The following is a 9,772-nucleotide window of genomic DNA, read 5'->3' as shown; positions in this document are numbered from 1 at the left end:
GGCATCAAATAAAGCAGAAAGCTCAGTCGAAAGACTGAGCTTTTTGTTTTTGCGTTTAAAAAGAACCCCGTCCCGAAAGGTGCGGGGTTTTTTGCTGTGTGGTGTATGCCTCCCCCGGTGGCGCTGCGCTTACCGGGGCTACTGATCCGTAGCCCGGACAAGGTGCGCAGCACCGCCTCCGGAGAAAATCCCGCCATACCCGCACCATTATCTTCATTCAAAGCAACATAAAACCCCGTCATGGCAAACCCTTCGCCATAATCCACTTTTTCCTTGCCTCTGCGCTGGCGTTGATCGCGAAAACCGCGCTTGCGAAAAAAAATGTGAATGTAATCACATATAAAGATATAACAATTATATAACATTTAGTTTACTAACTAATTTGTCTGCGTGACGTGGTACGCCCGACAAGACAGACTGCAGTCTTTGCTGGAGCAATATAACAATGACAGAGAGTAGCATTACCGAACGGGCCGCGCCGGAGCAGGCCGATACCCGTCGTCGTATTTGGGCAATTGTTGGCGCTTCCTCGGGAAATCTGGTTGAGTGGTTTGATTTTTACGTCTACTCATTCTGCTCGCTCTATTTTGCCCATATCTTCTTTCCATCCGGAAATACCACCACTCAACTTTTACAAACGGCAGGCGTATTCGCCGCCGGATTTCTGATGCGTCCTATCGGTGGGTGGCTGTTTGGCCGGATCGCCGACCGCCGCGGACGTAAAGCTTCCATGCTTATTTCGGTCTGTATGATGTGCTTTGGTTCACTGGTGATTGCCTGCCTGCCGGGCTACGCGGTCATCGGCACCTGGGCTCCGGCGCTGCTGCTGTTGGCCCGTCTGTTTCAGGGGCTGTCGGTCGGTGGAGAATATGGCACCAGCGCGACCTATATGAGTGAAGTGGCGATTGAAGGAAAGAAAGGCTTCTATGCTTCTTTCCAGTACGTCACGTTAATTGGCGGTCAACTGCTGGCGGTATTAGTGGTCGTGGCGCTCCAGCAGGTGCTGAGCGACGAAGATTTGCATGCCTGGGGATGGCGTATTCCTTTTGCTCTCGGGGCAGTACTGGCTATCGTCGCGCTGTGGCTGCGTCGCCAGCTGGACGAAACCTCAAAGCAGGAGACCCGGGCGCTGAAAGAGGCTGGCTCATTTAAAGGGTTGTGGCGTAATCGCCGGGCTTTCGTGATGGTGTTGGGCTTTACTGCCGCCGGATCGCTGACCTTCTATACCTTTACTACCTATATGCAAAAGTATCTGGTCAACACGGCGGGCATGACGGCCAGCACCGCCAGCGTGATCATGACCGCGGCGCTGTTCGTTTATATGCTGGTTCAACCGCTGTTCGGCGCCTTTTCGGATAAAGTTGGCCGCCGTACCTCCATGCTGTGCTTTGGCGTGCTGGCGACATTATTTACCGTGCCTATCCTGAGCGCCTTGCAAAAAGTGAGCTCACCCTATGCTGCCTTCGGCCTGGTGATCTGCGCCTTGCTGATTGTCAGTTTCTATACCTCGATCAGCGGCATCCTGAAGGCCGAGATGTTCCCGGCGCAGGTTCGCGCGCTTGGGGTAGGGCTGTCCTATGCCGTCGCGAATGCCCTGTTTGGCGGCTCGGCGGAATATGTCGCGCTGTCGCTGAAATCGGCGGGGATAGAGCACGCGTTCTACTGGTACGTGACGGTGATGGCGGCCATCGCCTTCCTGGTCTCCCTGATGCTGCATCGCAAAGGCAAAGGCCTGCGTCTTTAGCCGTTACTGGTGCGCCAGTTGCCAAACAGCGTAGCCGGTGGTCGCGCCGGCTACATCCCAGGCGAAATCCTTCCAGCTCCAGCCGCTGCCTGCCGGGCGGCTGTCCCAAAGCTCTTTTGAGGCGCCGAGGCTGACGGAAAACATCAGGCCGATAGCAGCGCTGCGGTCCCGGCTGTAACCCTGATGTTGCGCATATTCATTGCCGGCGGCAGACAGCATCGCCGAGGCCAGAAAATGCTGGGCTTTGTCCTGACCGGACCATGCATCATTTGCCATGTGGCTGCAGCCCGTTAACATCAGCGAAGCAATCACGATTATCGTACGCATAGCGCTTCCAGAAAAAAGCCCCGTCGAGGCGGGGCTGATTGTCAGAGAATACGGCTGATCAGCCGGTCAATGCGGATCCGCCGCAGTCGGCGGATCAGTTTACGCACTTTCACCGGATAGTCGGCAATACTTTGCAGATCCCGATAATGTTTCACCACCGTGGTGTGGGTGCGGATGAGCTTCAGCTCTTTCTCCCGCATGGCTCCCAGCTGCTGCTTTGGATCGTGGATCAGAATGGCATTTTCCAGATCGAGTCGCCAGGCGCGCGGGTTAAGGTTGTTGCCGGTGAGCAGCATCCACTCGTCGTCAACCCACATGCCCTTCAGGTGGTAGCTGTTATCGTCATCCTTCCACAGGCGGACGATCAGCTGATCGGTATTCACATAATACTGCAGCCGGCTGAGGAAACGCCGCAGGTTGATCTCATACAGATAAGGAAGCGCGCCGATGATTTTAAACGGCTGATCTTCCGGAATATAGAAATCGTTAGCGGTTTTATCGCCGACAATAATCTCCACCTGTTTACCGTCGCGCAGCAGCTGGATGATATTTCTTACCAGCACGGCAGGAAGGTTGAAGTAGGGGGTGCAGATCGTTAACTTGTGCTCGGCACAGGGCATCAGGTGAAAGATAGTTTTGTTCAGCAGGCTGGATTTCCCCAGGCCTACCAGCGGGGTGACGGAGAGTTCTTCGTCACCGGCGGTGCCGACAAAATGGTAGCTGCGGTCGCGCAGCTCCTGACGGTACTGGCGAATATCGTTTTTGATTTCCGGACTTTTTGGCCGATCCGGTCTGTCGAGACGATTCACGCCGCGTCCCTGAACCAGATTATTGTCGACCCAGTCGAACATGACGTCCGCCATTTTGCCGTTACGGATGCACTGATAGCGGTCATAGCGGTACTTATCATGCTGATGCAGATAAACATCGTTCAGGCTGGCGCCGCTGTAGAGGACGCAGTCATCGATAATAAAGCCTTTGAAATGGAGAACGCCGAGCGCCTCCCGGGTGTTAATCGGCACGCCGTAAACGGGGATCTCTACGCCCGGATTTTCATTGGCCATCCGACAATACCAGTCAGCATTGGTGTTGGAGGCGGCGGCGCCGATACGGCCACGTTGAGCGCGGTGCCAGTCAACGAGGACGCGAACATCCAGTTGCGGACGCTGACGTTTGGCGTCATAAAGGGCCTGCAAAATTCCTTTTCCGCCATCATCTTGCTCCAGGTAGAGCGCAATAATGCATATACGCTGAGTGGCGTTGGCAATCCGGGTCAGTAACGCTTCCCTGAAATCCGCAGGGGCGTAAAAGAACTCTACATCATCAACTGACTGAGAAAGCTTAGGGAGTTGGGCAAGGTGTTGTTGATGTTTATTACGCTTAAATTTTGACAACATCACAGTGCGTTTCTTCTCTGTTTATTGAAGGGTCTTCTGTACCATGCAGACGACGTAAGCGGGCAATAATACCATTACTACCCGCTAATGTGGTCAACAATTGCGGTCAGCGTCGCGCGATTATCCCTGATTCAGGGGCAGCGACAGACTGACAATCCCATCTTCCAGCTGAATATCAACGGTGAATCCCAGCTTTCTGGCGAGGCCGATCATGCCTCGGTTATTCGGCATCGTAATCCCATTCAGCCGTTGCAGGCCATGGCTTTGCGTATAGGCGATCAGCTTTTCCAGCAGCCTTCGCCCCAGGCCTAACCCTTTCAAATCTGAACGGACCAGCACAGCAAACTCGGCATCAATATTGTCAGGGTCGGAGATCGCCCGCGTCACGCCGAGGATCTCGCTCTGTTCCGCGGTGGTCCTGACGGCGACGAACGCCATTTCTCGATCGTAGTCGATCTGGGTCATATTGGCTAAGTCGTCATGGGTAAATTCGTTGATCTCACTAAAATAGCGATAATAGAGATCTTCTTTGGTGACCTGAGCGATAAACGCGAGCAACTGCGGTTCATCTTCCGGAAGGATCGGCCGGAACAGACAGCGATCGCCATTTTTCATCACCACCCACTCCTCCAGCTGGTGCGGATAGGGACGAATAGCGAGACGGCTTTCACTGTCGCCGCTAAAGGGAGCAAGCCCCAGGGTAACGTCCAGCGCCGTAAACTCGTTGCCGGAGGCGAGCAAGGGATGAATATCCAGCCGCTGGATCTCAGGGCAGTCGACGATCAGGTTCGAGACCTGAACCAGCAGCTGGCTTAAGCCTGCGATATCCAGCGGTCGCAATGCGCTGCGGCCGCGGATCTTCTTATTTTTGATCGCCTGGATCACCAGATAACGCGCCAGGTTCATATTCAGCGGCGGCAGCGCCACAGCGGCCTGGTCCTCGGCCCGCCACTCCACGCCGCCTTCGCCCAACATAATCAACGGGCCGAAGAGGGGATCGTGCTCAACCACCACTCTCAGCTCCTGGGCGCCGGCGCGATTGGCCATACTCTGCACCAGCAGGCCATGAATGCGCGCCTGGGGCCAGGCCAGCCTGACGCGATCGATCATCGCATCCGCTGCCTGCTGTACTTCTGCCGCGGTACGCAGATACAACATGACCCCCTGTACTTCTGATTTGTGCGGAATATCCGGGGAACGCAGCTTCAACGCAACCGGATAGCCTATCTGCTCAGCGATATGCACCGCTTCCGCGCTGTCAGCGGCGATCCAGGTTGGCAGTGTGTGGATACCGTAGGCCCGGAGCACCGGGCTGACCTCGTGGGTATCCAGCGTGGTGGCGCCGTCATCTATCGCTTGCTGGAGCAGAGCATGCGCTTCGCTGGTATTGGCGGTTAACGAGTCCGGCAGCACTGGAGTCTCGCGCAGCTGTTTCTGGTTACGGCGGTACTCAACCATATGCATAAAGGCGGTGATGGTGCCCTCCGGCGTACGGTAGGTGGGAAGGCCGGCATCGCTGAACAGCCGTCGCGCCTCCTGGGAAGAGAATTCGCCGCACCAGTTGGTCAGCACGGTGACATATTTGCCACGCGGATGGTGCTTCAGGGCGTCTATCAGCGCCAGGGCGCTCTCGGTGCCCGGCGCGGCGGCGCTGGGCGAGTGGATCACCAGCAGCGCGTCGTAGTCCTGACTGTTAAGCAGAATGTTCACCGCCCGCTGATAGTGTTCGCTGCTGGCGTCATCGCGTAGATCCAGTGGGTTGGCGATCTCAACGCCGCCCGGCAGCGCCTGGCGCAGGGCGTCGCGCGTCTCCTCGCTGAGGGTCGCCAGCTTACCGTTACGCAACCAAAGCTCATCCAGCGCCAGCGCCGCCGGCGCCGCGCCGTTGCTGACGATCATCAGTTTTTCACCGCGCAGCGGGCGCATATGGCTCAGGGTTTCTACGGCGGAGAACAGCTCATGGGTATCCTGGACTCGCAGCAGACCAGCACGCTGGATGGCCGCGTCCCATGCCGGATCCATCCCTGAATTGACGTGCAACAGTTTCTGCGCCGCGGGACTACGGCCGCTTTTGATCACCAGGATTGGCTTGTTTCGCGAGGCGCTGCGCGCGGCGGAGACAAACCGGCGCGCGTCGCTGAGGTGCTCAAGGTAAAGCAAAATGGCGCTGGTTTTGCTGTCGCGGGCCAGAAAGTCCAACAGGTCATCGACATCTATATCCAGGCTATCGCCCAGCGCGATGAAGTAGGAAAACCCCATCTCGCGCTGTTGCGCCCAGTCAAGGATGGTGTTGGAGACGGCGGCCGACTGCGAGATAAAGGCCAGTTTACCGCGGTGGATCGCGACCGGCGAAAAGCTGGCGTTCAGGCCTTGCCACGGCGCCAGCAGTCCCAGGCTGTTTGGGCCGAGCAGGCGCATCTGGTAGCGCGCAGCGCATTCGAGCAGCGCCGGATACTGTTCCGGCTGCGAAGAGAGAATGATGCAGGTCTTGCAGCCTTTCTGCCCCAGGGCTTCGAGCAACTCGAGATTACGTCGCGCGTTGGTACAAAGCACCGCCAGATCCGGCGTAAACGGCAGCTTCTCGATGGTGGGCCACGCCAGCACCCCAAGCACCGCCTTCCAGGCGGGGGTCACCGGCAGTACCGGGCCATTGAAGCCGCCGGCTAGCAGGTTGCGCATCATGAGATAGCCAGCGCGCTGCGGCTTCATTGATGCGCCAATAACGGCGATGGATTTTGGTCGCAGCAGCGCTTCCAGGCCTCGTTGGCTCATACCGGTCTCCTTTCATCCCAGTGACCGAATGATTTTAAACGTTTTCCACCTGGCCCGCTGTGATACTGCCCTTATGCTGGGTTTTTCCCGCCAGGTAGCGGGTCCGAAAGCGGGTGAAGTGTTCGCCAAGCGCGGCGGCGGCCGGCGCATCGCCCGCCAGATCCAGCAGGGCGATAGCCACTTCCGCGGTACAATATTGTCCGTCGGCGTGCGCCTCGCGCAGATGGTAGGCTGAGATGCGCGACAGATCGACGGAGATGATCGGCAGCGCGTCCAGATAAGGGCTCTTACGGAACATTTTACGCGCTTCGGTCCAGGTGCCGTCGAGCATGATAAACAGCGGCGGTTTGCCGGACGGCGGCGCGCTCAGGACCTGGCGCTCCGGTGCGGCGTAGGAGGCGGGAAACACCACCATCGGCTGGTAATCGGGATGGGCGACCAGATCGAGCAGCCCCTGCGGCGGCTCGGTTCTCGACCATTGATAAGCCTCGGTATTCGGCAGAATATCGGCGATGAGCCGGCCGGTGTTGCTGGGCTTCATCGGCTCCGTATCAAACATCACCAGGCAGAAACGGCTGGTGGCCTGCGCCGGCGTTAACGTGGCGCACAGGCACTGCTTGAGCGGCAGCAGACAGCGTTGGCAGCGGCGGATGCGGTTGCCGCGAGCAAGGAAAGGGCGGGTGGCTCGCGCGAGACGTTCGGCGCGCAGGCGAAGGACAGCGTTATCAGTCATGGGAGTCGCTAGTGAAAAACGCTATTGTCGCAGAGGCGAAAACGGGGCACAAGCGGTGCCCCGGAAGGATTACTGCTGTCCGGCTTCGTTTAGCCAGCTATCAAATGGCGCTTTTGGCACCGCGCCATTGAGCATGTCGATCACTTCGCCATTTTTGAACATCATAATGGTCGGGATGCTGCGGATACGAAACCGTGCGCTAAGCTCACGTTCCGCTTCGGTGTTAACTTTCACAAAACGCATCTTCCCGCTACGCTCTTCCGCGACGTCTTCAAAGATCGGCGCGAAGCTGCGGCAGGGACCGCACCATGGCGCCCAGAAATCGACAACGACCGGCAGATCGTCCTTTAAGAGTTTATCCAGCGTTGCCCCGGTCGCGTTGATGACGTCGCCATCAAAAAGATCGTGACCGCAGCGTCCGCACTTTGCGCCATCCGCGCTACGATCGTCCGGGAGGCGGTTCAGAGCCTGACAACTGGCACAAACGGTATTCATAACTAACCTCTGGTGATGGGTTGCAACGTGGCACGTGGCCAATATGTTTCTGTGATGTTACATATTATCGATTAAGTGTTATTTAAGGACAATGCGTTTTGTTCGATGAGTGCAATAGAGGCCGTCTTTTAAACGAAATCATGGCGAAGCGATGACACATCGGGTAATCTGCGCGCTTCGCGCAGCGCAGGTGGAGAAAATTGATGAGCGACGAACTGAAAAATAAAAGCGGCAAGGTCAAAGTGATGTATGTCCGCAGTGATGATGATTCTGACAAACGCACCCATAACCCACGTACCGGGAAAGGGGGAGGTCGTCCAGGAAAATCTCGTGTTGACGGCCGCAGCCGCCCTGCGCGTGACGAACGAAACAGCCGCGGTGACGATCGTAAACGCGATGACCGCAAGCGTGATGAGCGCAAGCGCGATGATTTTAATCGTGACGATGCATCCCCGTGGCGTACCGTTTCTCGCGCTCCTGGCGATGAGACGCCGGTAAAAGAGGATCACGGCGGGATCAGCGGGAAGAGCTTTATCGATCCGGAAGTACTGCGTCGCCAGCGTGCGGAAGAGACCCGCGTGTATGGTGAAAACGCCTGTCAGGCCCTGTTCCAGAGCCGCCCGGAAGCCATTGTCCGCGCCTGGTTTATCCAGAGCGTGACGCCGCGCTTTAAAGAGGCGCTGCGCTGGATGGCGGCTAACCGTAAAGCTTACCATGTGGTTGATGAAGCCGAGCTGGCAAAAGCCTCCGGGACCGATCACCACGGCGGCGTCTGCTTCCTGATCAAAAAACGCCACGGTACCTCTGTTGCCCAGTGGGTCGCGAAGGCCGCAGAAGAAGATTGCGTTCTGGCGCTGGAGGACGTGGGTAACCCACATAATCTCGGGGCGATCATGCGCAGCTGCGCGCACTTCGGCGTGAAGGGGGTTGTGGTTCAGGATGCCGGCGTGCTGGAGTCCGGCGCGGCGATCCGTACGGCGGAAGGCGGTGCGGAACATGTTGAACCGATCACCGGCGACAGCTTCATCGATACTCTGGATCAGTTCCGTCAGGCGGGCTACGCGATTGTCTCGACCTCCAGCCATAATGGTACCCCGCTGTTTAAAGCCGAGCTGCCGAAGAAAATGGTGCTGGTGTTAGGCCAGGAGCGCGATGGCCTGTCGGATGCAGCCATCTCCAGCGCGGACCTCAGCGTCGCCATCGATGGTACCGGCAATGTCGAAAGCCTGAACGTATCTGTGGCGACCGGCGTCCTGCTGGCGGAATGGTGGCGTCAGAACAAGGCGTAATACCTGTCCATGAATACAAAAGCCAGCTGATGCTGGCTTTTTTTATGGCTGTCGATCACTCGCTTTCGGCGGGAAGGACCGGCATCCAGTCAATCGGCGCTTCGCCGCGATCGGCCAGCCACTGATTGGTCTGCACGAAATGGTTGCTGCCAAAGAAGCCGCGATGTGCGGAGAGCGGTGAAGGGTGCGGCGCCTTCAGTACGCAGTGGCGCTGGCGATCGATAATCGCGCCTTTCTTCTGCGCATGGGAGCCCCACAGCAGAAAGACCACCCCCTCGCAGTGCTCATTGATTAACGCGATTACCTTATCGGTAAACGTCTCCCAGCCGAGGCTGGCGTGCGAGTGCGCCTGCCCGGCGCGGACGGTCAGGACCGTATTAAGCAGGAGCACCCCCTGGCGCGCCCAGCTTTCCAGGTAACCATGGGTAGGGCGGGTAAAGCCAGGGATAGTGGCCTCCAGCTCTTTGTACATATTCAGCAGCGAGGGCGGGATTGCGACGCCGGGGCGAACCGAGAACGCCAGACCGTGGGCTTGCCCCGGGCCGTGATAGGGGTCCTGACCGAGAATGACGACTTTGACATCGCCCAGTTCGGTAAAGCGAAACGCATTAAAGACATCTTTTTGCGGTGGATAGATGGTGATCCCGGACTGGCGCTCTTCGGCGACGGTCTTCAGAGTATTGAGAAAATAGGGTTGTTGCTTTTCATCCGCCAGCACGTCATGCCAGGTTAAAGGGGTGGTCATCTTGCTCTCCTGCAAAGGGTCATCGCTATAGCTTAACGGCTTCTTTCTACAGAACAAAATCGACACGGCTTGACGCGGGCCTTTATGCAAAAAAAATTGAAAATTTACAAAATTATTTATAGCGGCTTATGGCGTAACTTGATGTAAAACAATAAAATCCTTGCATACCCACTTAGAGTGAGTGGTTTTTGTTGATTTATATCAAAGAATGCCGAGGGTGCGGCTGATATATATACACTCATACAACAATGGTTTTACCAATTGGCCGCG

The 9,772-nt window shown here is 57.0% G+C and carries 9 protein-coding genes; 2 read left to right on the top strand and 7 right to left on the bottom strand.

Features of this window, described 5'->3' with window-relative positions:
* Positions 1-365, bottom strand: a 365-nt coding sequence (locus ABLX76_RS11805; protein ID WP_348874539.1) for a hypothetical protein, incomplete at its 3' end; no start/stop codon positions are given.
* Between the two features lie 80 nt (positions 366-445).
* Between ABLX76_RS11805 and ABLX76_RS11800 the strand changes: the two genes are divergently transcribed.
* Positions 446-1,744, top strand: coding sequence for an MFS transporter (locus tag ABLX76_RS11800; protein WP_023290679.1), 1,299 nt, complete (start codon positions 446-448; stop codon positions 1,742-1,744).
* Between the two features lie 3 nt (positions 1,745-1,747).
* Here ABLX76_RS11800 and ABLX76_RS11795 read toward each other — a convergent pair whose 3' ends face one another.
* The 5 genes from ABLX76_RS11795 to trxC all read right to left on the bottom strand — a co-directional run bounded on the left by ABLX76_RS11795 (position 1,748) and on the right by trxC (position 7,468).
* Positions 1,748-2,071, bottom strand: coding sequence for a YfiM family lipoprotein (locus ABLX76_RS11795; protein ID WP_004201811.1), 324 nt, complete (start codon positions 2,069-2,071; stop codon positions 1,748-1,750).
* A gap of 41 nt (positions 2,072-2,112) precedes the next feature.
* A complete protein-coding gene (gene pssA / locus ABLX76_RS11790; protein WP_023290677.1) occupies positions 2,113-3,468 on the bottom strand; it encodes a CDP-diacylglycerol--serine O-phosphatidyltransferase in 1,356 nt (451 codons plus the stop codon).
* Between the two features lie 120 nt (positions 3,469-3,588).
* On the bottom strand, positions 3,589-6,240 hold the full coding sequence (gene pat, locus ABLX76_RS11785; RefSeq protein WP_049013875.1) for a protein lysine acetyltransferase: 2,652 nt from the start codon (positions 6,238-6,240) through the stop codon (positions 3,589-3,591).
* A gap of 34 nt (positions 6,241-6,274) precedes the next feature.
* Positions 6,275-6,973, bottom strand: a complete 699-nt coding sequence (gene tapT / locus ABLX76_RS11780) for a tRNA-uridine aminocarboxypropyltransferase (protein ID WP_032453740.1) — start codon at positions 6,971-6,973, stop codon at positions 6,275-6,277.
* Between the two features lie 69 nt (positions 6,974-7,042).
* Complete coding sequence (gene trxC / locus ABLX76_RS11775) at positions 7,043-7,468, bottom strand: thioredoxin TrxC (RefSeq protein WP_002914091.1); 426 nt, start codon at positions 7,466-7,468, stop codon at positions 7,043-7,045.
* Between the two features lie 203 nt (positions 7,469-7,671).
* On the opposite strand from trxC, the gene ABLX76_RS11770 reads away from it, so the two are divergent.
* Positions 7,672-8,757 (top strand): tRNA/rRNA methyltransferase, encoded by a 1,086-nt coding sequence (locus ABLX76_RS11770; RefSeq protein WP_023290674.1) that lies wholly within the window; start codon positions 7,672-7,674, stop codon positions 8,755-8,757.
* A 55-nt stretch (positions 8,758-8,812) separates the two neighbouring features.
* Here the strand turns inward: ABLX76_RS11770 and ung are convergent, their stop codons facing one another.
* On the bottom strand, positions 8,813-9,502 hold the full coding sequence (gene ung, locus ABLX76_RS11765; RefSeq protein WP_023290673.1) for a uracil-DNA glycosylase: 690 nt from the start codon (positions 9,500-9,502) through the stop codon (positions 8,813-8,815).
* Positions 9,503-9,772 lie beyond the last annotated feature (270 nt).

This window comes from Klebsiella sp. JB_Kp004 (assembly GCF_040065795.1).
Lineage (GTDB): Bacteria > Pseudomonadota > Gammaproteobacteria > Enterobacterales > Enterobacteriaceae > Klebsiella > Klebsiella quasipneumoniae.
This window is presented reverse-complemented; position numbering and strand designations above follow the sequence as displayed.

Coding starts and splice junctions, on each gene's coding strand:
- pat (WP_049013875.1), bottom strand. CDS start 6,240: ATGAGCCAACGAGGCCTGGAAGCGCTGCTGCGACCAAAATCCATCGCC.
- trxC (WP_002914091.1), bottom strand. CDS start 7,468: ATGAATACCGTTTGTGCCAGTTGTCAGGCTCTGAACCGCCTCCCGGAC.
- pssA (WP_023290677.1), bottom strand. CDS start 3,468: ATGTTGTCAAAATTTAAGCGTAATAAACATCAACAACACCTTGCCCAA.
- ung (WP_023290673.1), bottom strand. CDS start 9,502: ATGACCACCCCTTTAACCTGGCATGACGTGCTGGCGGATGAAAAGCAA.
- ABLX76_RS11795 (WP_004201811.1), bottom strand. CDS start 2,071: ATGCGTACGATAATCGTGATTGCTTCGCTGATGTTAACGGGCTGCAGC.
- ABLX76_RS11770 (WP_023290674.1), top strand. CDS start 7,672: ATGAGCGACGAACTGAAAAATAAAAGCGGCAAGGTCAAAGTGATGTAT.
- tapT (WP_032453740.1), bottom strand. CDS start 6,973: ATGACTGATAACGCTGTCCTTCGCCTGCGCGCCGAACGTCTCGCGCGA.
- ABLX76_RS11800 (WP_023290679.1), top strand. CDS start 446: ATGACAGAGAGTAGCATTACCGAACGGGCCGCGCCGGAGCAGGCCGAT.